Here is a 22,395-nt window from a genome sequence, read left to right on the forward strand (position 1 = left end):
TGCCGATAGCAGGCTAATTTGTATTGTTGTTAAGTTCTTTTGTCTGGATATGTTTCGTCCATAGATAAGCGGTAAAAAGAAGAAGCATGATCAGCAATCCAAACATGCACAGCTGCCAGGAAATAACGCTTGAGAAAACTTTCCAATTCGTAAGCGGCTCCTCGTTAGCGATCCAGGCTGCGGCCCCATTCCGGTTTTGGTAGGTGGGGGAGGTTAGCGGAGCTATCGCGGCAAGCGGCTTCCAGAGCAGCAAAGTGAATACATAGGCGTACGCGCCGTGAATGATTCGGTTGATCAGAAAAAAAGCTCCGCTCAGCCCGGTCGGCTTCAGGGCGGCACGTGCCTGCAAATAGGCGCTCAACCCGCTCCAGCCGAATAAGGCTCCCAGGAAGGCTGCGGGAAATGGAGAAGCTGAGCCGAGCTTGGCAATGGCGTGTGAGCCGAGGTGAACTTCCAGCAGGGCTGCGATGGGCGTAGCTGCCAAGACAGGCGATATAACGGGTGCTAAGAGCGATGAGGCAATATGAATAATAACGGCAAAGATAAGCATATAGCCCCCCGTCGACATTAATGTCTGCACGGACATGCTTACGGAATCGCCGAGCAGCTTGCCGAAGCCGCGGCCATCTTCACGCCGCGCCTCCTCCATTTGCTCTAAGACAAGCCTCCACCTGGAAATTGCGGGCTTGCGGAGAGGCCGCTTCGAGGCTAAATTAGACTGCTTGTCATTTCGGCCGGAGAAGACCAGGTGCATGGTCATTGCGGCGCTCAGGCCCGATGCCCAGTGTATGCCAAGTAGAAAGAGGCCCAGCTCAGGCTGCTTCATAAAAGCGGTGCCGACGACGACGACGATTAGCACCGGGCTGCAATAATGCGCAAAGCTGGCCAGTTTCTCGGCTTCATGGGCGGTGACTCTGCCTTGCTTATATAGGGTAGCGGCCGCCTCGGCAGCTGCAGGAAATCCGGCGGTCATACCTAAGGGAAGCACCCAGCCAAGTGCTCCCGGCAAGCCGAGAACACGGCGGGTGATCGGTTCGATGATCGTCCCGAGTCCATGGGCATATCCTGTAGCCATGAGAATTTGGGAGAGCACGAGAAAAGGCAGCAGGGCGGGGAATACGATTCTCCACCAAAGAGCCAGCCCTTGGCTTGAGGCTTCAAAAGCTTGACTAGGAGCATAAATGATACTAACAACTAGCAGGACGGCGGTCATACCCAGCAGAATCGTGGAGAGCAGGCTGCTGTCCTCGGAACGTTCGTAATTCATCGGGCGAGTTCACCTCTTTTTGAGCATATGGAAGGCTAGTACATGTCTATGCTCGATCAGCCATTGAAAGACCACCAGTTAACTGCTTGGTGAAAAGAGAGGAAGCAAAAATATGCGTCAATCCAGATCAGGAGTCATAAAAGCGGGGTTATACATCATCACGCTCGCCATTATTGTATATGTGGTTGTTTATATGCCTACGCCCTATATGATCAACCAGCCAGGTACGGCGGAGGAGATCAAGCCGATGGTGACGATACCTGCCGGTGATCCGGAAGAAGAGGGCACGTTTATGCTGACAACGGTGTCCGTGAGCTACGCGAATATCGCGATGCTGGCGACCTCCCGGTTCCAGGCTCATACCGAGGTTGTACGCAAGGAGCCGGATCGGAACGAGAAGGAGTATGCAACGCAGCAGCATTATTACATGAGCAGCTCCCAATCGAATGCGATCATGGCGGCTTATAATTTGGCCAATGTCGAATATGAAGTCGTCCCCGAGTACGTGTTCGTCGTAGGATTGTCTAAAACGTTTGCCCCGAAGGGGGACTTTCAGTCTGGCGATATCATTTCCATGGTTGACGGCCGCCCGGTTGAGCGGTTTGAGGATCTGCCCGAGCTGCTTCAGGGCAAGAAATCAGGAGATCGCGTAGAGGTCGTGCTCAGTCGTAACGGCAAAGAGATTCGCCAGCAGGTCGAACTCGTGGAGATCGGGCAGGATAGCGCTCTGCCGAAGGCAGGCCTTGGCGTGAGCGTAGGAGAAGTCCGCAAGGTGATGCCGACCGATAAGAATAAGGAAGTGAAATTCGCAGATACGCGAATCGGCGGGCCTTCAGCGGGCTTAATGTTTACGCTTGAAATTTACAATCAATTGACTCCGGGCGATCTCAGTAAAGGCTACCGGATCGCCGGAACGGGTACGATATCAGAGGATGGCACGATCGGCTCGATCGGCGGCGTCCAGTTTAAAATCGTTGCTTCACATCGGGAAAAGGCGGAAATATTTTTCGTGCCGGAAGCGAACTATAAGGATGCTAAGGCGAAAGCAGATGAGATCGGCACGACGATGAAGCTTATCCCCGTCAAGCATGCCGATGAGGCCCTGCAATATTTGGAGGCACTGCCTGTTAAAACGTCCTCTAAATCGTGATGGGCGGCTGGCGATAGTCTCGGAATACTTCCGCATCATCTCGGACAGGCATGGCATTTGCATATGCAGCGGAAGCCCGAATGTCAAGCTCCAGACCGGGATGAGACAGCGCGGCAGCTCTAGTAACGATGGGCAGGGATGAGCGGCCCTTCATTTTTTTGAGCAGCTCCCGGCCTTTCGGGCTGAAGGCAAGCACGCGCAGGTACCCGGGGCCTTGTGCCAGTTGTCCGGGAGCCAGGGTCTGGCGATCATGCTGAAGTAAAATATGCAGCAGCATGCGCTGTAATTTCGTATACGTGTACCGTTTCGTTTTAAGCTTCTCCAGCAGTTCCTCTACGGTTAACCGTTTTAGCTCAGGCAGCATTTTCTTCATGCGGTATTCCAAGCCCTCGGTGACTTCGTGATGCTTGGCGAGCGCTTCGGGAGAGCTGGTCAGCAGCCGGTGGAACAGCGGTGCGGCGAAGCTCTCCCAGGTGACGGGGCCTCGCCCGGCCCGGAACTCCCGGGTGAGGATGTCCGCCGTATAGGGCGGGACGTAGGGAGCGGCAGCTTGAAAACTGCCGCCGCCTGCGATAAGCCCGCGTATGGCGGTGGCGCTGGCGATATTCGCGGAGCCGGGCTCTGCGTCGCGATAGCCAGCGCCCTCGCGCCGTACGGTGAGCGGCGCGATCCCGCTGCCGAGCCGCTGCAGCGCGATGAGGTAGTGCAGCCCAAGGCTGTTGTTGGGCTGCTCCAGCAGCGCTCGCGCGCGAGCTGCGTCGGCCGCGGCGCCTGAGACGCCCGCTTGCGGGGCGGCCACGCTGCGCGCGGCAGCGGCGGCATAGGCCGCAGGGTAGCTCGCCCCGGTGGCGAGCTCCTCCGCGATCGCCGCCTTGAGCGCGCCGCTCTCGCCCGCGAGCTGCTGGGCGAGCGGCTGCAGCTCGGCGAGCGTGCCCGCCTCGCTGCCGAAGCAGAGATGCGACACGATGCCTGTCGCATCCAGCAGCGCTGCGGCGCCGTGCGCGAACCACTCGGCGGGCTGGGTCGCATAGGCGACCGGCAGCTCCAGCACGAGGTCGGCGCCGCCATGCAGCGCCATTTCGGCGCGCGCCCACTTGCTCACGATCGCGGGCTCGCCGCGCTGCAGGAAGTCGCCGCTCATGACGGCGACGACCGCTTCCGCGCCTGCGAGCCGCTTCGCTTCCGTCATGTGGTAGGCGTGCCCGTTGTGAAACGGGTTATATTCAACGATTAATCCGACGACGTTCAATGTTGCATACCACCTTTACAGGCCTATAATTTATGACTATACCATGTTCGCCAGGGCATTTTGAAGAAGATAAAGCTTTTTGGCCTTCAGCTGCGCCGTGTAATTCCGTTATGACCGGCCGATTCTTGCCCTAAAAACGCAGTCTGCCTTCTTGGCACATGTGCATGGACGTTTTGCGGAATATGTGTAATATTAGGGAGACAGCCGCTTTTGTTCTGCGCTTTGCTGTTGACAAAACTTACTTGAAATCGGTATAATAATTTTTGTTTGTTTGGAGTGATACTCATGAATTTTAAATTTCGCCAGATGGCATCACACGATGGGCCGAAGCAGCTGCAAGAAGCTCTGGATATGAGCCATGTGGTTAAAGGACGTAAAGACATTCACAGCATAAGTCCGCTTGCATGCGACTTGAAGGCTGTCTACGTGGAAGGGAATATAGTTGAGGTGACTGGTACGTTGTCCGCGGAATTGGACATGTCCTGCTCCCGCTGTTTAAAGCCTTTGAAGCGTAAAGTCGATATTGAATTTGAGGAAACTTTCAAACGCATTGACACCCCCGAAGAAGAAGGGCAGAATGAAGAAGAGGATGAGATTCGGTTTACGGCCGAGGATCAGGTGGATTTGAATCCATATATTGAAGAAGCTTTGCTTCTGAATCTTCCGTATGCTGCCGTATGCAAGGACGACTGCAAGGGGCTTTGTCCCAATTGCGGAACGGACTTGAACGAACGGGATTGCGACTGCGAGAAGGATCGGATCGATCCGCGGCTGGCAGCGCTCGGTGACTTTTTCAAAAAATGAGATTACAATGTGACACCGTAATAAGGTTGACTTCATTAAGGAGGTGGGAACCATGGCAGTACCTCAACGGAGAACGTCCAAAACGCGCCGCGACAAACGCCGCACGCATTTCAAATTGGCTGTGCCGGGCATGGTAAAATGTGAACAATGCGGAGAATTGAAGCTTGCTCACCACGTATGTAAAGTTTGCGGAACATACAAAGCAAGAGAAGTTATCAAAGGTTAATTCCAGATAATATCTCAGAACTTAAACAGCACATCCTTTAAGGAAGTGCTGTTTTTTATTGCTTAATATGGAAATGGCAGGTTCATTTATTAGTTTCTCTTTATTTTTGCAGGGAGATGTTTTATACTCTATCTTAGTACCAGGTTCTAAACTGATGCGATTCGTTTTACATAAAAATAATGTGATCACTCGGGGGTGTTACCCATCGAACGTTTGCCCAAGAGGGCGAGGCAGCAGCGGCTTGTTAAACTGATCGAGGAGAATCCGTTCGTCACGGATCAGGAATTGACCCGGCAGCTGAAGGTCAGCATTCAGACGATCCGGCTGGATCGGATGGAGCTGGGAATTCCTGAGCTGCGGGAGCGGATGAAGCTGATGGCGGAACGATCCTATGATCAGGTGCGTTCCTTGCCGCTGCATGAGGTTATCGGTGAAATCGTTGATTTGCAGTTGGACAAGAGTGGAATATCTATTTTTGAAATAAGCAAGGAGCATGTCTTTTCACGAACGGGCATTGCGCGCGGACATCATGTCTTCGCTCAAGCCAATTCATTGGCGGTTGCGGTCATTAACGATGAGATTGCACTGACGTTTTCGGCGGATATTCGCTTTATCCGTTCGGTTCATTTGGGAGAGAAGTGCATCGCCAAAGCATATGTTCGTCCGGTATCCGGCAACAAGGGCAAGGCCAAGGTCGAAGTGTTCACCTATGTGGGCGAAGAGATGGTGTTCCAAGGGAACTTCGTCATTTACCGTTCAGCGGTAGAGGACAACAACGAAGGAGGAAGTCTTCATGAGAATCGCCATTGATGCCATGGGCGGTGACCACGCGCCAAAGAGCACGGTTGAAGGTGCCTTGGCTGCAGCTAAGGAATGGAAGGATATCGAAATTATTCTCGTTGGTGATCAGGAGCAGCTGGAGCCGCTGCTGAAAGGCTCGGAGGTACCTGCTAATCTACGGATTCATCATGCCGGGGAAGTGATAGAAGCGGATGATGAGCCTGTACGGGCGGTGCGACGCAAAAAAGACGCGTCTATGGTTGTTGCCGGGCGGCTTGTGCGCGAAGGAGAAGCCGAGGCGATGATTTCGGCAGGCAATACGGGCGCGCTGATGACGACGGGATTGCTCGTCGTAGGACGGATGAATGGCATTGAGCGTCCGGCCTTGGCGCCAATGATCCCGACGGTGGACGAGCGAGGCGTTCTGGCGCTGGATCTTGGCGCGAATATGGATGCGAAGCCGGAGCACTTGGCTCAATACGCGTTAATGGGCAGCATTTATCGGGAGAAGGTACATGGTATCCACAAGCCGCGCGTTGGCCTTCTGAATGTCGGGACGGAGGAAATGAAGGGGAATGAGCTGACGAAAGCCGCTTACCCGCTGATTCAGGAACTCCCGATTCGCTTCGTCGGCAACGTAGAGGCCAGGGACATCCTGACGGGCGCTTGCGATGTGCTCGTTTGTGACGGATTCGCCGGCAATATTTTGCTGAAATCGCTAGAGGGAACAGCAGGAACAATATTCTCGATTCTTAAGCAGGAATTCTCCAAATCGCTGAAGAACAAACTAGCCGCCGCCTTATTGATGCCTTCGCTGCGCGGCATGAAGAAGACGCTCGACTACAAGGAGCATGGCGGGGCCCCGCTTCTTGGCCTGAGCGGTCTTGTGGTGAAGGGGCATGGCTCTTCTGACGGGGAAGCGATTAAGAATGCGGTAAGACAGGCAAGAACAGCAATTCAAGGTCAATTGACAGAGAGCATATCACAGGAAATCAGCGGGAAGTGAGTGGTAGAATGATGAAATCACGTTCAGTAGGCATCATTGGAACAGGGAAATACGTACCTGAACGAGTATTAACAAATGCCGAGTTGGAGACGATGGTGGAAACCAACGATGAATGGATCGTATCGCGGACGGGAATCCGCGAGCGCCACATCGCGGCACCGGATCAGGCCACCTCGGATTTAGCTTATGAAGCGGCTGTTCGAGCTTTGAAGTCAGCGGGTCTTACCGCCGAGGACTTAGAGTTGATTATTGTGGCTACGGTAACGCCGGACATGACGTTCCCGTCTACCGCTTGTATTTTGCAGGAGAAGCTTGGAGCGAAGAAGGCGGCGGCCTTTGATTTGTCGGCGGCTTGCTCTGGATTCGTATACAGCCTGGCTACGGCCAACGGCTTCATTAAGACCGGTATGTACAGCAATGCATTGATCATTGGGGCGGATGCCTTGTCCCGGATTACGGATTATACAGATCGCAACACCTGCGTCCTGTTCGGTGACGGAGCCGGAGCGGTCGTGCTCGGCGAGGTACCGGAAGGAAGAGGCTTCCTTTCCTTTGATTTGGGGGCTGAAGGGGCAGGCGGAGAGCTGCTCAAGCTCGAAGGCGGCGGCTCCCGGTGCCCGGCTTCCGAGGAGACGGTACGAAGCGGCAAGCATTTTATTTATATGAATGGCCGTGAGGTATTCAAATTCGCCGTACGTGTTATGGGAACGGCCACGGAAGAAGTGCTGCGCAAAGCCGGCAAGGACAAGAGTGAAATTGATCTGTTCGTTCCTCACCAGGCCAACATCCGCATCATTCAATCCGCCATGCAGCGGCTGGACTTGCCGGAGGAGAAGTGCGTCATTAACGTGGATAAATATGCGAACACCTCGGCGGCATCGATCCCGCTGGCGCTTGTCGAAGCCGTGGAGGAAGGTCGAGTTAAAGAAGGCGACACATTGCTTCTCGTAGGGTTCGGCGGGGGACTGACTTGGGGGGCGTCCGTTCTTGTCTGGTGAGTGACCACAGTCATATGCGACGGACAGTCATAAAGAGTTTCATATGGTGATTGATATAGGGAGAAGGAGTGCTGACGAATTTATGGGTAAGCTGGCATTTGTATTTCCAGGTCAGGGTTCTCAAAGCGTAGGAATGGGGAAGGACATTTATGAAGCGGTACCGGAATCCCGGCAGTTGTTTGATCAAGCCGATGAGATTCTCGGATTCCCGCTGACCCGCCTTATATTTGAAGGCCCCGACACGGAGTTGAAGCAGACGGCGAATACGCAGCCTGCTTTGCTGACAACAAGCGTAGCGCTATATCAGGCTTTTTCGGCCAAGGGAATAACGCCGGACTTCGTAGCGGGACATAGCCTCGGGGAGTACAGCGCGTTGACGGCAGCTGGAGCGCTTAGCTTTAGCGATGCGGTCTCTACTGTACGGGCTCGCGGCGAATTCATGGAACAAGCCGTTCCAGGAGGCCAAGGGGCCATGGCGGCAGTGCTTGGCGGTGAACGCGAAGCATTGGCTGGATTATGTGCCGACATAACGGCAGGCGGAAGCTTGGTTGAACTCGCTAACGTCAATTGTCCGGGACAAATCGTTGTCTCCGGCAGTCGTGAAGGCGTGGCTGCAGTCACCCAACGGGTGAAGGAAATCGGCGCCAAACGGGCCATTCCGCTCGAAGTCAGCGGTCCGTTTCACTCGTCGCTCATGAAATCGGCGGCAGAGCGTCTAGGCGGCAAGCTGGAACAGCTAACGATTCGTGATGCATCCATCCCTGTCGTGGCTAATGTAACGGCGAATTCGGTTCTGCGCGGAGAGGACATTTCCAGATTGTTAGTAGAACAGGTGTATTCGCCGGTTCTTTGGGAGGACAGCGTTTCCTGGCTGTTATCGCAAGGCGTGGATACCTTTGTGGAAATCGGGCCGGGCAGCGTGCTGACTGGACTTATTAAAAAAATAAACCGAGGCATTACGACATATAACGTGAATAGCTTGGAGAGCTTGGAGCAAACGGCAGCAGCGCTGATGTAGCTTATATAAGTCGTATTCATTTAAGCGCTGGCTTTAAGGATGCCGGTTAACCGCTTGTTTATCCTAGGAAAGGAGAGTGTACAATGACGAAATTGCTAAGTGGTCAGGCGGCTTTGGTAACAGGTGCCTCCCGTGGTATTGGGCGCGCCATTGCGCTTGCGCTTGCTGAAGCAGGGGCAAACGTGGCCGTCAATTATGCTGGCAATGAGGAAGCAGCGGCTCGCGTCGTCAGCGAGATTGAGGCGCTTGGCGTTCAGGCATTTGCTGTAAAAGGCCATGTCGGCGACAGTGCTCAATTCGAGGCGATCGTCAAGCAGACGATGGATACATGGGGCCGAATTGATATCCTGGTGAATAACGCCGGAATTACTAGAGATAATCTAATTATGCGTATGAAAGAAGAAGAATTCGACGCGGTCATCGAGACGAATCTGAAGGGCGTATTCAACGGCATCAAAGCGGTTACCCGTCCGATGATGAAGCAGCGTTCCGGACGCATTATAAATATATCGTCCGTCGTAGGCGTGCTTGGCAATGCCGGGCAGGCCAACTATGTGGCGGCCAAGGCCGGGGTAATCGGCTTGACTAAATCGTCCGCGCGGGAGCTGGCCAGCCGGAACATTACCGTGAACTGCATTGCGCCTGGATTTATTGCAACGGATATGACCGATCAGCTGCCGGAAGATTTGAAGCAAAATTTGCTTGGTGACATTCCGTTGGCCCGCCTTGGCCAGCCGGAAGAAATCGCGAAAGTGGCGGTGTTCCTTGCATCCGATGCTGCGTCCTACATGACAGGACAGACCCTGCACGTAGACGGCGGGATGTATATGTGATTTATAGTCCTAGCTTCTATGGCATTTTGATTTTAATTTTCGTATAATACGAAGGAGGAGGTGAACCGGATGTCCGATGTATTGGAGCGCGTAAAACGCATTGTAGTGGATCGCCTCGGCGCAGATGAAGCTGAAGTGACGCTTGAAGCGTCTTTCAAAGATGACCTGGGTGCTGATTCGCTCGATGTTGTCGAATTGGTTATGGAACTCGAAGATGAATTCGATTTGGAAATTTCAGATGAAGATGCTGAGAAGATTACGACCGTAGGTGAAGTTGTAAACTACATACAATCTCATACCTAATGTCATTCAAAGTCCCGTACCTCCTTTGTAGGCGGGACTTCTCCTCATCTTAGCAAATCATCAGGCTAGGATCGTTAGTTACATTACAATATTGCACATGAGATCTATACGAGGTGAGTGTGTTTGAAGCATAGAGTGGTAATAACCGGTATGGGAGTCGTAACATCCCTTGGTCAAGACTTGGATACGTTCTGGAATAATCTCATGGCTGGGAAATCGGGGGTATCCGCTATCGAATCATTCGATGTCAGCGAATATCCGACCCGAATCGCTGCCTCGGTGAAGGATTTTAATGCCGAGGATTACGTAGACCGCAAGGATGCGCGCAAAATGGATCGTTTCGTTCAGTTTGCAGCGGCGGCGGCTACGAATGCTATAAAAGACAGCGGCCTCGTGATTGGTGAACAAGCTGATCCTGAGCGTGTAGGCGTTATTATCGGCTCAGGGATTGGCGGACTGGGAACCTGGGAGGATCAGCATAATATTTTGCTGCAGAAAGGCCCGAAACGTGTTAGCCCTTTCTTTATTCCGATGATGATTGCGAATATGGCTTCCGGCCACGTATCGATACTGTTCGGAGCGAAAGGTCCCAACAGTACGGCTGTAACGGCGTGCGCGACCGGAACTCATTCCATTGGCGATTCGTATAAATTGATTCAGCGTGGCGATGCCGATGTCATGATTTGCGGCGGCGCAGAAGCGACGATCAGACCGACCGGTCTCGCCGGATTCTGCTCGATGCGGGCGATGTCGACTCGCAATGATGAACCTGAGAAAGCGAGCCGTCCTTTCGATACGGGACGGGACGGATTCGTTATGGGCGAAGGGTCGGGGGTTCTCGTACTTGAATCGCTGGAGCATGCCCAGAAGCGCGGCGCTAAAATCTACGGGGAAGTGATTGGATACGGGCTAAGCGCTGATGCGCATCACATGACCGATCCGGATCCGAACGGGGCGCGCCGCTGCATGGAGATGGCGATTCGCGATGCTGGCATCAGTCCGAATGAAGTCGATTACATCAATGCCCATGGTACGTCTACGCCTGTAGGCGACCGCTCCGAGACGTTAGCCATCAAGGAAGCGCTCGGAGAGCATGCTCGCAAAGTGGCCGTCAGCTCGACCAAGTCGATGACGGGTCATTTGCTCGGGGCAGCAGGCGGCGTAGAGGCTGTTATTTGCGGATTGACGATTCAGAATGGAATGATCGCACCGACGATCAACCTGGAGAACCAGGATCCGGAATGCGATTTGGATTACGTGCCAAATCAAGCTAGACCAGCAAATGTTACTGTAGCCATGTCCAACTCCTTCGGATTTGGAGGGCACAATGCCACCATTGTTCTGAAGAAATTTGAAGCATAAGGGGTCAGTCTGTTGAGTGGAGATCTGAAGCAGTTACAGCATAAACTTCAAATTGTATTCCAAAACCGACAGCTGTTGAAACAGGCCTTTACCCATGCATCATATGTGAATGAACATCGGTTCAGCCAGCATCAGGACAACGAGCGCCTGGAATTTCTCGGCGATGCTGTCCTGGAGCTGACGGTATCCGAGCATTTGTATCGGATGTTTCCGGATCGTCCTGAGGGAGAATTAACCAAGCTTCGCGCAGCAATCGTATGCGAGCCTTCACTCGTGAAGTTTGCCGAGAGTCTGGAGTTTGGCAAATACGTACTACTCGGCAAAGGGGAGGAATTGACCGGAGGACGAACCCGTCCGGCGTTGCTGGCGGATGTTTTCGAGTCGTTCATTGGCGCCCTCTATCTGGATCAAGGGTTGAAGGCCGTTAATGCCTTCCTTCATCAGTACGTGTTCTCTCAATTTACGCTTAACGGAAAGCTGCAGACGACGGATTACAAAACGGAGCTGCAGGAGCTTACCCAGCATCATAATATGGGAGTGCTGGAGTACCGTATCGTAGAGGAGCGGGGCCCGGCCCATGAGCGCGAGTTCGTCTCCGAGGTATCCATGGATGGCCGTGCGCTGGGGCAAGGGACTGGACGTTCCAAGAAGGAAGCTGAACAGCAGGCTGCCGCAGTGGCGCTAGAACGTTTGAAATCCTTGAATGAATGACAATCAAAATGGCATTAATGAATCGTCCCCGCTGCTTGCTGCACGGGGACGTTTTGCTTGTCCCATTAAGCATTTTTGTATGTTACAATAGCTGGTAGAGGTGATCGTGAAGGTATGTTTTTGAAACGGATCGAGTTAGCAGGATTTAAATCTTTTGCCGACAAAACGGAAATGGAATTCGTACGCGGCATTACGGCTGTAGTTGGCCCCAACGGCAGCGGAAAGAGCAATATCTCGGACGGCATTCGGTGGGTGCTGGGTGAGCAGAGTGCCAAGTCGCTCCGCGGCGGCAAAATGGAAGACATTATTTTTGCGGGCAGTGACGCGCGTAAAGCAGTGAATTACGGAGAAGTCTCTCTTACCCTCGACAACACGGATCATGCCCTTCCGCTCGATTTCAGTGAAGTAACGGTTACAAGGCGGGTTCACCGCAGCGGGGATAGCGAGTACATGATCAATAAGCAATCCTGCCGCCTAAAGGATATTACCGAGCTGTTCATGGATACGGGAATCGGAAAGGAAGCTTATTCGATCATCGGTCAAGGGCGAATCGAGGAAATTTTGAGTACGCGCTCTGAGGATCGGCGAGGAATTTTTGAGGAAGCTTCCGGGATCGTCAAATATAAGAGCCGTAAACGGGATGCCCGGCGTAAACTCGATGACACGGAACAAAATCTGCTGCGTATTCACGATCTGGTCAGTGAATTGGAAGATCAAATCGGCCCTTTGAAGGAGCAATCGGAGAAGGCGCTTCGTTATAAAGAGCTCCGTGAGGAGTTAAAGCATAAAGAAATATCGCTATATGTGCACCAAATCGAGAAAATTCATGAGACCTGGAGCGAGGCGAACGGCAAGCTGGCCAAGCTGCAGGAGGAGCAGTTGGCGTTATCGACGATCGTATCGGCTCATGATGCCAAGCTGGAGAGTGACCGACTAGCTCTTCGCCAATTAGAGGAGCATATCGATGTGCTGCAGGGACAGCTTCTGGAGTACAGCGAAAGCTTTGAGAAAAGCGAAGGCTTTGGCGAGGTATTGAAGGAGCGCGAGAAGAACCTGATCCAGAATCGTGATCAGCTGCGTCAATCGCTCGCTGTCAATGAGGAACGTTACGCCCAGCGCGCAGAAGAAATGAATGCTTTGTCCGAGAAGTTTGCCGAGGCCGAGAAGCAGCTGAACGAACTGAGAACGGAGCTCTCGGCAGAGGAAGTGAAGCTCGTGGGCGTGACCGGTGGCATCAGCCAGGCTCAGGAGGAAGCGCTCAAAGGGCAATTGCTGGATACGATGAATCAAATGGCAGAGGCCCGCAATGAAATTCGCTATGCCGACCAGCAGAAGGAAGGCGTTCAGCGCCGAATGGATCGTTCGGAGGAAGAGGGCGCGAAATGGCGGGAGGATCTGGCACGCCTGAAAGGCAGAAAGACGGAGCTTGAGCAGGTGCTGGAACGTCTCGGCAAGGAAATTGCCGACCTTCGCAGCCGGTATATTACAGAAAGCGAACGGCAGCAGTCCTTGCAAAAGCTGGCTGAGGACAGCTCCGCGAATATCCGCAAGTGGGAGCAAAGGCGAGAAGCCTTGATTTCCCGCCGCGATACGATGAAGGAGATGGAGGAGGATTTTGACGGCTTTGCCCTGGGCGTCAAGGAAGTGCTGAAGGCATCCCGCAAATCGCTGCTCGGCGGAGTGCACGGGGCAGTGGCGGAGCTGATCCGGGTACCGGAGAAGCTGGAGCTTGCCGTTGAGACCGCACTCGGAGCCGCGATGCAGCATATCGTCATGGAGAATGAAGCCGTCTCCCGGCAGGCGATCGCGTTCCTGAAGCAGCGCCAGCTCGGACGGGCGACCTTCCTGCCGCTCGACGTCATTCGTCCCCGGCAGATGTCCGGGACAGACAAGAGAACGATGGAGGAAGCCGAGGGCTTTATCGGCATCGGCGCCGAGCTCGTCGGCCATGACCCGCGTTATGCGAATATTGTGGGCAGTCTGCTTGGCAACGTCGTGTTTGCCAGCGACCTGGAACGAGCCAATAAGATGGCGGCCCGCTGCCAGTATCGTTTCCGGATCGTCACCCTGGAGGGCGATGTCGTCAACGCCGGGGGCTCGATGACCGGAGGCAGCCAGCATCGCAAGAACAGCAATTTATTGGGGCGGAAGCGCCAGCTGGATCAGCTTGCTGCCGATATTCGCGAAAGCGAGGATATGCTGGACAAGCTGAGAAATGGATTAAATGATGTTCGCACGCAAATGAAGCAGTGCGAGCAGGAGCTGGAGAAGCTGCGCGAAGCCGGAGATAGTAAGCGTACGGAAGAGCAGTCTCAGACCAGCGAGCTGAAGCAAGTAGAGCATGAATGGAGACATGTTTCCGAGCAATTTGAGCTCTATGGCCAGGAGAAGGGGCACTATATCCAGGAGATCGAGGAGCTGGACAAGAGCAAAGCAACTGCAGAAGCAAGACTGAAGGAGCTGGAAAAGGAGGAGCAAACGATCCGCCAGTCAATTCAGGCGGCCGAATTTGCCCGTAAAGCGAATGAATCCGTAAAGGAAGAATTGCAGCATCAATTAACCGGGCTTAAGGTTCGTGAAGGCAAACTGGATCAGGAATGCCACTCTCTCCGTGAGCAGCTTCAGCGCTCGCAGGAGGAATTCCAAATCCAGAAGAAGGAATTGGAGCAGAACCGCAGCATTCTTCAGTCGATTGAGGCCGATTTGCAGCAGAATGAACGGCAAAGCGTCAATCAGCGAGAAGAACTGAATGACTTCAAATTGAAAAAAGAGCGCACGAGCGAGCAGCTTGATATGGAGCGGGCTTCGCGAAGCGTACTGGTGAAGAAGCTTGAAGAAGGCGAGAGTGAGACTAAGGAGCAAAGAATTGGCCTCAAGGCTGTTGAGGAGCAGCTTCGTCAGACGGAAATTCAAGCGAACAGACTTGATGTGGAGCTCGATAACATATTGCATAAGCTGAGCGATGAGTATGAGCTTAGCTTTGAATTGGCGAAACAGCGTTATGCTGTGCCTGAGGATGTGCCGCAAACGCAAGGGGAGGTCAAAGAGCTCAAACGGCAGATCACGATGCTGGGCGAAGTGAATCTCGGGGCGATTGACGAATACGAGCGGGTGTCCGAGCGCTATCAATTCCTGAGCGAGCAGAAGGATGATCTGGTGGAGGCGAAGGCGACGCTCTATCAGGTGATCAAGGAAATGGACGACGAAATGTCCAAGCGCTTCAAAATCACCTTTGATGCCATTCGCCGGGAATTCGGCACGGTGTTCACCAAGCTTTTTGGAGGAGGACGGGCAGATCTCGTGCTCATTGATCCGGATAATCTGCTGGAGACCGGCATCGATGTCGTGGCCCAGCCGCCGGGCAAAAAGCTGCAGAATTTGCAGCTGCTCTCAGGCGGAGAACGCGCATTAACGGCAATGGCGCTGCTGTTCGCAATCCTGCACGTGAAGCCCGTGCCGTTCTGCGTGCTCGACGAGGTAGAAGCCGCGCTGGATGAAGCCAATGTCGCCCGGTTCGCTCAATATTTGCGAGAATTCTCCGAGCAAACCCAGTTTATCGTCGTTACCCACCGCAAAGGGACGATGGAAGAGGCGGATGTTCTTTATGGGGTAACGATGGAGGAAGGCGGGGTATCCAAGCTTGTCTCCGTCAAGCTGGAGGATGAGGAGACGGTGGAAATTGCTTGAGCCGCTCTGCCGTGGCATAAATTAGAGCATAGAGCGTCACAGATCGATTTGAAAATGGAACTTGGGATGAATTACTTAAGGGAGGAACCTCATGAGTTTCTTTAAAAAATTGAAGGATAGCATTGCCTCCAAAACGGAGACGGTGACAAAGCAATTTAAGGATGGACTCGAGAAGAGCCGTAAAGGCTTTGTCGAGAAAGTGACTGACCTCGTCATTCGCCGCAAAAAGATCGATGAGGAGTTTTTTGAGGAATTGGAAGAAATATTAATTGGAGCCGATGTCGGCGTAAATACCGTAATTACCTTGATCGACGATTTACGAAGCGAAGTGAAGAAACGGCGGATCGAGGACGCGGCCGAGCTGCAGCCGATTCTGTCGGAGAAGCTCACGGAGCTGCTTCGTGGGGATGAAGACAACACGATGCGATTGAATCCGAATGGAATCAGCGTTATTCTGTTCGTCGGGGTCAACGGCGTCGGCAAGACAACCACCATCGGCAAGCTGGCGCATCATTATAAGCAGCAGGGCAAGAAGGTGCTCCTTGCTGCCGGAGACACGTTCCGTGCCGGAGCCATTGAGCAGCTTGAGGTATGGGGCGAGCGCGTCGGCGTAGACGTCGTCAAGCAGCAGCCCGGCTCCGACCCGGCTGCCGTTATGTTTGATGCCGTTCAGGCCGCGAAACAGCGCGGAGTAGACATTCTGCTCTGCGATACGGCAGGACGCTTGCAGAACAAATCGAATTTGATGGAAGAACTGAACAAGATCTATCGCGTGATTCAGCGGGAAATTCCGGATGCGCCGCATGAAGTGCTGATGGTGCTTGACGCCACAACGGGTCAGAACGCTTTAAGTCAGGCGAAGCTGTTTGGTGAAAAAAGCGGAGTTACTGGACTTGTGTTAACGAAGCTGGATGGGACAGCCAAGGGTGGCATTGTTATCGCTATCCGTCAAGAACTGAGCCTGCCGGTGAAGTTCGTAGGCCTTGGAGAGAAAATGGAGGATTTGCAAAGATTCGATTCCGAGCAGTTTGTTCACGGCTTATTCGCTGGACTGATTCAGGAAGAAGAAGCGGCAGAAGAAGACCCTGCAGCGAGTCATGACTGATTAGAGAGAAGCACACCAAAATTCTAGGAGGCGATATAGTATGGCTAATACGCATACTTATCCGCGCAGAGAAGAAATCGCCAATGCCATTACCCATGGGATTGGAACTGTACTAAGTGTGGCAGCGCTAGTTTTGCTCATTGTTTTTTCCAGCTTGAAGGGGACGGCCTGGCACGTAGTCAGCTTTACAATTTATGGGGTCAGCATGCTTCTGCTGTATGTTTGCTCCACTCTCGTTCATAGCTTTAAGGAAGGCAAAGTGAAGGACTTGTTCGAATTTTTCGATCATTCCTCCATTTACCTTTACATCGCTGGCACATATACTCCATTTCTCCTTGTGGCGATTCGCGGCCCGCTCGGCTGGAGCCTGTTCGGCGTCATTTGGGGGATAGCGATCCTTGGCGTACTGTTCAAGGCTTTTTTCGTCAAACGTTTTTTGTTCATGTCCACCTTCTTCTATTTAATCATGGGCTGGCTGATCGTTATTGCTTGGGGGCCGTTGACGGCTGCAGTTCCTTCTCAGGGCATGGCTTTGCTTGTCGCTGGGGGGATTCTTTATTCGCTGGGCACGGTATTCTATGTATGGCGAGCATTTCCTTACCATCATGCGATTTGGCATTTGTTCGTGCTCGCAGGCAGTGTTACGCATTTCTTCGCCATTCTGCTGTATCTGCTGCCAAACTGGTAGGAATAAAATATACTCCGTTTGTTCATAGGATAAGGCCGCTGTCCGCTTGATCGACATGCGGCCTTGATGATTTGCGGGGCAGAATCGCTAAGGCGGGAAATTGCAATTTATATGTTAAGGGAAACTACTTGACATCCTACTTTTCATTAGGTATGATAAAGAACGTTGATGCGCGCTGTAAAGTGTTTTTCCTTGACGGAGGGAGTGCCCATATGAGTCAGGAGAATAGGCTTGAGAAGACGAATCGGATCAACCTTTTATTTGATTTCTATGAGACGCTGCTTACAGAGAAGCAGCAGACGTTCCTTAAATATTATTTCCATGATGATTTTTCGCTGGGCGAAATTGCTGCCGAGTTTGGGATCAGCAGACAGGCCGTTTATGAACATATTAAGCGGGCCGAGGGCATGCTGGAGGTCTATGAAGAGAAGCTTGGGCTCCTTCAAAAGCATGAGGAACGAAGCGCTGTACTTGTCCGGCTGGGGGAACTGATTGCAAACAGCGAGTTACCCGCCGTACATAAAGAAGAAGCAAGGAACTTGCTCGATCAGGCTGAGCAATTATAATAAGAAAAACATGTATCGACGGGTTGGTTATGCATGATTTATCTGGATTTCGCAGTATTTAATCCTTGAAACGGAGGTGACCGAAGATGGCTTTTGAAGGTTTAACGAGCCGATTGCAGGGCGTATTCAGCAAGTTGCGCGGCAAAGGCAAGGTATCGGAAGACGATGTCAATGAAGCTATGAGAGAAGTACGGCTCGCATTGCTCGAAGCGGACGTCAACTTCAAAGTGGTCAAGGAATTTATCTCCAAGGTGAAGGAGAAGGCCGTCGGCAAGGAAGTGATGGACAGCTTCACGCCGGGCATGGTCATCATTGATATTGTTAACAAAGAGCTGACCGACCTTATGGGCGGAAGCCAGGCCAAGCTCGCGAAGAGCAATCGACCGCCGACCGTGGTTATGATGGCGGGTCTGCAAGGTGCGGGTAAGACGACGACTTCAGCTAAACTGGCCAAGCTGTTGCTGAAGGGAAATCATCGTCCGCTGATGGTAGCGGGAGATATTTATCGTCCGGCGGCCATTAAGCAGCTTCAGGTGCTAGGCGAGCAGATCAAGGTGCCTGTATTCACACTGCCTGAAGGCAACAGCCCGGTAGAGATTGCAAGACAGGCGCTGCAGCATGCGAAGGATAACGGCAACGACTATCTGCTGATCGATACAGCGGGTCGCCTGCATGTCGATGAAGAGCTGATGGAAGAGCTTCGTCAAATTCATGAGGTGACGCAGCCGGATGAAGTGCTGCTTGTCGTTGATGCGATGACGGGTCAGGATGCCGTTAACGTGGCCGAGAGCTTTAATCAGCAGCTCCAGCTGACCGGTGTCGTGCTGACCAAGCTGGACGGAGATACCCGCGGTGGTGCTGCCTTGTCCGTCAAAGCAGTTACCGGATGCCCGATCAAATTTGCGGCGCTCGGAGAGAAAATCGATGCGCTGGAGCCGTTCCATCCAGAGCGGATGGCTTCGCGAATTCTCGGCATGGGCGATATGCTGTCCCTCATTGAGAAGGCGCAATCGAACATCGATGCCGAGAAAGCGAAGGAAATGGAACGCAAAATGCGCAATGCGGAATTTACGTTTGATGATTTCCTCGAGCAGATGGATCAGGTGAAGAAGCTGGGTCCCCTCGATCAGATCATGGATATGATTCCGGGCATGGGCAAGATGAAGCAGATGAAGGATATCAAGGTCGATGAGAAGCAGATGGGCCGCGTCGAGGCGATCGTCCATTCCATGACCAAGGAAGAGAAGCAGAACCCGGATATGATCAACCACAGCAGACGCAAACGGATCGCCGCAGGAAGCGGCACGACGCTTGCCGATGTGAACCGGCTGATCAAGCAGTTCGATGAAATGCGCCGGATGATGAAGCAGTTCTCCGATATGATGGGGCCGAAAGGCAAGGGCTCCAAAATGATGAAGCAAATGCAGGCCAAAGCAGGCAAAGGAATGAGATTTCCTTTCCGGTAAGCCGTTATGTATCGTTCAGTTCATTCTTTGAAGGAGGTGAATTTCGTGGCAGCTCGTATTCGTTTGAAACGCATGGGTGCTCATAAAGCTCCTTTCTACCGTATCGTGGTTTCGGATTCCCGTTCCCCGCGTGACGGCCGTTTTATCGAGGAAATTGGTTACTACAACCCGGTCGCTGAGCCGGCAGCAGTAAACATTGACGAAGAGAAAGCGTTGAAATGGCTTCAGAACGGTGCGCAAGCATCTGATACTGTTCGCAACCTGCTTAGCAAAGCAGGCGTAATGAAGAAATTTCATGAGCTTAAGCAGCAAAAATAATTGCTGATTCGGAGGGTCCCTTTATGGAACAATTAGTCGGCGTTATTGCGAAGGCTCTTGTTGATCATCCGGACGATGTTCGTGTGGAGGTCGTAGAGAAGGAACACCTGATTGTGTATGAACTGTCCGTACATCCTGATGATGTGGGGAAAGTGATTGGCAAGCAGGGGAGAATCGCTAAGGCGCTCCGCACGGTTGTAGCATCGGCAGCCGTTAAGATGGATAAACGGGTCACCGTGGATATCATATCTTAAAAATATACGAAAGAGGGTTAGGATGACTGTCCTAGCCCTTTTTCGTACATGCTGAAGCTGAGGCGAGAGATGGAGCACAGTTCTACAAGTGATGATTTTTTTTCAAGGAGGATGTTATGTCGGATTCATTGCTGTCTGTTGGCAAAATTGTAAATACACACGGCATCCGTGGAGAATTAAAGGTTATTTCCAACACGGATTTCCCGGAGGTGCGGTTCGCTCCAAAGAGCCGGCTGATGATGGTTCACCCTGAAACTGGCGAGCAAATTGAGGTAACTGTCGCTTCCGCGCGCCCTAACAAGGGAATGTTCATCGTCCGTTTCGCGGACTTTGACAACATCAATGAGGTAGAGAAGTATAAAGGCTTTGAAATTAAAGTCAGCAAAGAGGAATCCGTCGAGCTGCCGGATAATGAGTACTACTTCTATGAAATCATCGGCTGCCGGGTCATGGATGAAGAAGGGGAAGAGCTTGGAGTCGTAGAAGAGATCCTTCGCCCAGGAGCAAACGATGTTTGGGTGGTCAAAATGCCATCTCGGAAGCAGCTTCTGCTTCCGGTTATAGACGAGGTTGTGCTCGATGTGGACGTGCAGGCCAAGATTGTCAAAGTTCACCTGATGGAAGGGCTGCTGTAGGGATGAGAGTAGATGTATTAACTCTGTTTCCGGAAATGTTCGAAGGCGTATTTGGAACGAGCATTCTCGGTAAGGCTCAAGATAAGGGGATCGTTACGCTAAAACCGGTCAACTTTCGAGACTATGCCGAAAATAAGCACGGTACGGTGGACGATACGCCGTATGGCGGAGGAGGAGGAATGGTGCTCAAGCCTGACCCGATCTTCCGGGCGGTTGAGGAGCTGTTGTCCGCCCAGCCTGCGAGTGCGCCCGCTCCCCGCGTTATTCTGATGTGCCCTCAAGGCGAAAGCTTCTCGCAGCGCAAAGCGGAGGAACTGGCCCAGGAGGAGCATCTGATCTTCATATGCGGCCATTATGAGGGGTATGACGAACGAATTAGGGAGCATCTCGTCACGGATGAACTGTCGATTGGCGATTATGTGCTGACCGGCGGGGAGCTGCCGGCAATGGTCGTGATCGACAGTGTCGTTCGATTGCTGCCTGGCGTCCTAGGAAATGAAACTAGTGCGGTCAGCGACTCATTCAGTACCGGATTGTTGGAGCACCCTCACTATACCCGTCCTGTAGAGTTTAGGGGCTGGAAAGTGCCGGATATCCTGTTAAGCGGGCATCATGCCAATGTAGCGGATTGGCGCCGCAAGGAGGCGCTGCGCAGAACATGGCTGCGTCGTCCCGATTTGCTGGAGCTTATCGAGCTAACTCCAAAGGATCGGAAATGGCTCGAGGAGATCAAGTCGGAGCAGGAAGGATAGAGGAGCGAATGTTAGAATACCCTTGCCAGCGGCAAGGGTATTTTGCTTTTTCTCATGGTTCGTTTTGCAATAATTCAGCCATGCTAGTTCCTGAAGTCACCGTGAGCCGTTTCAATCTCATGGGAGAGTCGCCGGGCTTGACGAAGCCTTGGTGAACGGTCACGGCCATCCGGTAGCTGTTTTTTTGCAAATAGTAGACCATAGGGGTGCTTTTCTCACCAAAAGGATATGCAAAATAGGGGCTGTCGATGCCGAGCTCCTTCATTTTGGCGATATCCTTCTCCAAATTAGTAGTGTCAAAGCCTGAGGAGTAGTTCAATCCGCATTTTATAAATTCCTTGTGGTGAAGATCGTACGTATGGCTGTGATATTCAAATACGTCCGAGGAAGCCTCTATTTCCTCCTGCGAGAGAAAGCTTTTTTTGGCGGGATCAAATGGCGTTGTCTCCGCCTGAATTCTGCTGCCGATCAGGAAGATCGTTGCGTGGAATCCGTATTTTTTCAAAATGGGATAAGCATAGATATAGTTGTTCTGATAGCCGTCGTCAAAAGTAATGACTACAGTTTTGGCGGGAAGAGCTGCTTGGCCGAGCACATATTGCTCCAGCTCTTCCAAAGTAGCTGTATAGTAGCCTTGTTCATATAGGTAATCGATCCCTTCCTCGAAGGCTTCCAGATTAATAATCGAATTGTTGTCCGGTTGATCATTGTAGGCTTGAGGAGTAATGTAATGATACATAAGAACAGGAACCTGTTCGGCGGTGCCGGGCTGGATTGAGAAGCTGGCAGGCAGCTTCAGGTTATCGTCCTGTCTGGGGTGAGTCATCAGAAAGGCTTGATCCTTAACCAAGCTCCAGGAGCTGCAGGCTTTGCGCGAGAGAACCGTACCGGGATTTGCTACGGCTACCGCGTATAGAATAATAATAAAAGCTAGCAAAACTAATGCATATTTCTTGAAGCGACTCATAATGACTCTCCTTTATCTAGGTAACTTGCTAGCTCTATTGTATATGAAAGCAGGTACGAAATAAGTGTAGAAAATGTAAATTGTTCATAAATATTTTGTAGACGGGCACGCGTTAGCCTCGAGCGGAATATGATGAATATGTGCCTGTATATTTTTAGGCTGGATTACAAAAGATATTGCGGTAATCCTGTTTCAGGATTAGAGCTCCTGGTTAATTAACTAGAGGCACCTAATCACGTTTATTGGTTTG

At 52.3% G+C, this 22,395-nt stretch carries 23 protein-coding genes; 20 read left to right on the top strand and 3 right to left on the bottom strand.

What is annotated here, in order from left to right:
• Window positions 1–13 precede the first annotated feature (13 nt).
• On the bottom strand, window positions 14–1,267 hold the full coding sequence (locus ACE3MQ_RS06700) for a nucleoside recognition domain-containing protein (RefSeq protein ID WP_379391824.1): 1,254 nt from the start codon (window positions 1,265–1,267) through the stop codon (window positions 14–16).
• A gap of 112 nt (window positions 1,268–1,379) precedes the next feature.
• Here ACE3MQ_RS06700 and ACE3MQ_RS06705 point away from each other — a divergent pair, with 112 nt between their 5' ends.
• Window positions 1,380–2,417 carry a SepM family pheromone-processing serine protease gene (locus tag ACE3MQ_RS06705; protein ID WP_379391825.1) on the top strand — a complete coding sequence of 346 codons (1,038 nt, stop codon included), beginning with the start codon at window positions 1,380–1,382 and terminating at the stop codon, window positions 2,415–2,417.
• Here the strand turns inward: ACE3MQ_RS06705 and ACE3MQ_RS06710 are convergent.
• Entirely contained in the window at window positions 2,407–3,666 is a 1,260-nt protein-coding gene (locus tag ACE3MQ_RS06710) for a nucleotidyltransferase (RefSeq protein WP_379391826.1), read from the bottom strand. The genes ACE3MQ_RS06705 and ACE3MQ_RS06710 overlap by 11 nt on opposite strands.
• Window positions 3,667–3,951: 285 nt before the next feature.
• Here ACE3MQ_RS06710 and ACE3MQ_RS06715 point away from each other — a divergent pair, with 285 nt between their 5' ends.
• The 19 genes from ACE3MQ_RS06715 (at window position 3,952) to trmD (ending at window position 21,178) form a co-directional block, all read left to right on the top strand.
• Window positions 3,952–4,470, top strand: coding sequence for a YceD family protein (locus tag ACE3MQ_RS06715; protein WP_379391827.1), 519 nt, complete (start codon window positions 3,952–3,954; stop codon window positions 4,468–4,470).
• Window positions 4,471–4,522: 52 nt separating this feature from the next.
• Complete coding sequence (gene rpmF / locus ACE3MQ_RS06720; RefSeq protein WP_055108505.1) at window positions 4,523–4,696, top strand: 50S ribosomal protein L32; 174 nt, start codon at window positions 4,523–4,525, stop codon at window positions 4,694–4,696.
• A gap of 213 nt (window positions 4,697–4,909) precedes the next feature.
• Window positions 4,910–5,506, top strand: a complete 597-nt coding sequence (gene fapR, locus ACE3MQ_RS06725) for a transcription factor FapR (protein ID WP_379391875.1) — start codon at window positions 4,910–4,912, stop codon at window positions 5,504–5,506.
• Window positions 5,490–6,482 carry a phosphate acyltransferase PlsX gene (gene plsX / locus ACE3MQ_RS06730; protein WP_379391828.1) on the top strand — a complete coding sequence of 331 codons (993 nt, stop codon included), beginning with the start codon at window positions 5,490–5,492 and terminating at the stop codon, window positions 6,480–6,482. Before fapR ends, plsX begins: the two co-directional genes overlap by 17 nt.
• Before the next feature lie 8 nt (window positions 6,483–6,490).
• Window positions 6,491–7,480: a beta-ketoacyl-ACP synthase III gene (locus ACE3MQ_RS06735; protein WP_379391829.1), complete on the top strand. Its 990-nt coding sequence runs from the start codon at window positions 6,491–6,493 to the stop codon at window positions 7,478–7,480.
• An 82-nt stretch (window positions 7,481–7,562) separates the two neighbouring features.
• Window positions 7,563–8,498, top strand: a complete 936-nt coding sequence (fabD, locus tag ACE3MQ_RS06740) for an ACP S-malonyltransferase (protein WP_379391830.1) — start codon at window positions 7,563–7,565, stop codon at window positions 8,496–8,498.
• 83 nt (window positions 8,499–8,581) lie between these two features.
• Window positions 8,582–9,331: a 3-oxoacyl-[acyl-carrier-protein] reductase gene (fabG, locus tag ACE3MQ_RS06745; RefSeq protein WP_379391831.1), complete on the top strand. Its 750-nt coding sequence runs from the start codon at window positions 8,582–8,584 to the stop codon at window positions 9,329–9,331.
• A 69-nt stretch (window positions 9,332–9,400) separates the two neighbouring features.
• Window positions 9,401–9,634, top strand: coding sequence for an acyl carrier protein (acpP, locus tag ACE3MQ_RS06750; protein ID WP_019638123.1), 234 nt, complete (start codon window positions 9,401–9,403; stop codon window positions 9,632–9,634).
• A 123-nt stretch (window positions 9,635–9,757) separates the two neighbouring features.
• A complete protein-coding gene (gene fabF, locus ACE3MQ_RS06755; protein ID WP_379391832.1) occupies window positions 9,758–10,996 on the top strand; it encodes a beta-ketoacyl-ACP synthase II in 1,239 nt (412 codons plus the stop codon).
• A 12-nt stretch (window positions 10,997–11,008) separates the two neighbouring features.
• Window positions 11,009–11,707, top strand: coding sequence for a ribonuclease III (gene rnc, locus ACE3MQ_RS06760; RefSeq protein ID WP_379391833.1), 699 nt, complete (start codon window positions 11,009–11,011; stop codon window positions 11,705–11,707).
• Between the two features lie 114 nt (window positions 11,708–11,821).
• Window positions 11,822–15,394 (top strand): chromosome segregation protein SMC, encoded by a 3,573-nt coding sequence (gene smc / locus ACE3MQ_RS06765; RefSeq protein WP_379391834.1) that lies wholly within the window; start codon window positions 11,822–11,824, stop codon window positions 15,392–15,394.
• A 91-nt stretch (window positions 15,395–15,485) separates the two neighbouring features.
• The gene (gene ftsY / locus ACE3MQ_RS06770; protein ID WP_379391835.1) at window positions 15,486–16,499 is read left to right on the top strand and encodes a signal recognition particle-docking protein FtsY; all 1,014 of its coding nucleotides are present in this window, start codon (window positions 15,486–15,488) and stop codon (window positions 16,497–16,499) included.
• Between the two features lie 40 nt (window positions 16,500–16,539).
• Window positions 16,540–17,187 carry a PAQR family membrane homeostasis protein TrhA gene (gene trhA, locus ACE3MQ_RS06775; RefSeq protein ID WP_379391836.1) on the top strand — a complete coding sequence of 216 codons (648 nt, stop codon included), beginning with the start codon at window positions 16,540–16,542 and terminating at the stop codon, window positions 17,185–17,187.
• 212 nt (window positions 17,188–17,399) lie between these two features.
• The gene (locus ACE3MQ_RS06780) at window positions 17,400–17,753 is read left to right on the top strand and encodes a putative DNA-binding protein (RefSeq protein WP_379391837.1); all 354 of its coding nucleotides are present in this window, start codon (window positions 17,400–17,402) and stop codon (window positions 17,751–17,753) included.
• Window positions 17,754–17,839: 86 nt separating this feature from the next.
• Window positions 17,840–19,219: a signal recognition particle protein gene (ffh, locus tag ACE3MQ_RS06785; RefSeq protein ID WP_379391838.1), complete on the top strand. Its 1,380-nt coding sequence runs from the start codon at window positions 17,840–17,842 to the stop codon at window positions 19,217–19,219.
• 45 nt (window positions 19,220–19,264) lie between these two features.
• On the top strand, window positions 19,265–19,537 hold the full coding sequence (gene rpsP, locus ACE3MQ_RS06790) for a 30S ribosomal protein S16 (RefSeq protein WP_019638109.1): 273 nt from the start codon (window positions 19,265–19,267) through the stop codon (window positions 19,535–19,537).
• A gap of 23 nt (window positions 19,538–19,560) precedes the next feature.
• Window positions 19,561–19,791 carry a KH domain-containing protein gene (locus tag ACE3MQ_RS06795; protein WP_019638108.1) on the top strand — a complete coding sequence of 77 codons (231 nt, stop codon included), beginning with the start codon at window positions 19,561–19,563 and terminating at the stop codon, window positions 19,789–19,791.
• 116 nt (window positions 19,792–19,907) lie between these two features.
• Window positions 19,908–20,426, top strand: coding sequence for a ribosome maturation factor RimM (rimM, locus tag ACE3MQ_RS06800; RefSeq protein ID WP_379391839.1), 519 nt, complete (start codon window positions 19,908–19,910; stop codon window positions 20,424–20,426).
• Between the two features lie 2 nt (window positions 20,427–20,428).
• Window positions 20,429–21,178, top strand: a complete 750-nt coding sequence (trmD, locus tag ACE3MQ_RS06805) for a tRNA (guanosine(37)-N1)-methyltransferase TrmD (RefSeq protein ID WP_379391840.1) — start codon at window positions 20,429–20,431, stop codon at window positions 21,176–21,178.
• 52 nt (window positions 21,179–21,230) lie between these two features.
• Here the strand turns inward: trmD and ACE3MQ_RS06810 are convergent, their stop codons facing one another.
• Entirely contained in the window at window positions 21,231–22,145 is a 915-nt protein-coding gene (locus tag ACE3MQ_RS06810) for a polysaccharide deacetylase family protein (RefSeq protein WP_379391841.1), read from the bottom strand.
• Window positions 22,146–22,395 lie beyond the last annotated feature (250 nt).

Source organism: Paenibacillus lentus (assembly GCF_042714055.1).
Taxonomy (GTDB): domain Bacteria; phylum Bacillota; class Bacilli; order Paenibacillales; family Paenibacillaceae; genus Fontibacillus; species Fontibacillus lentus_A.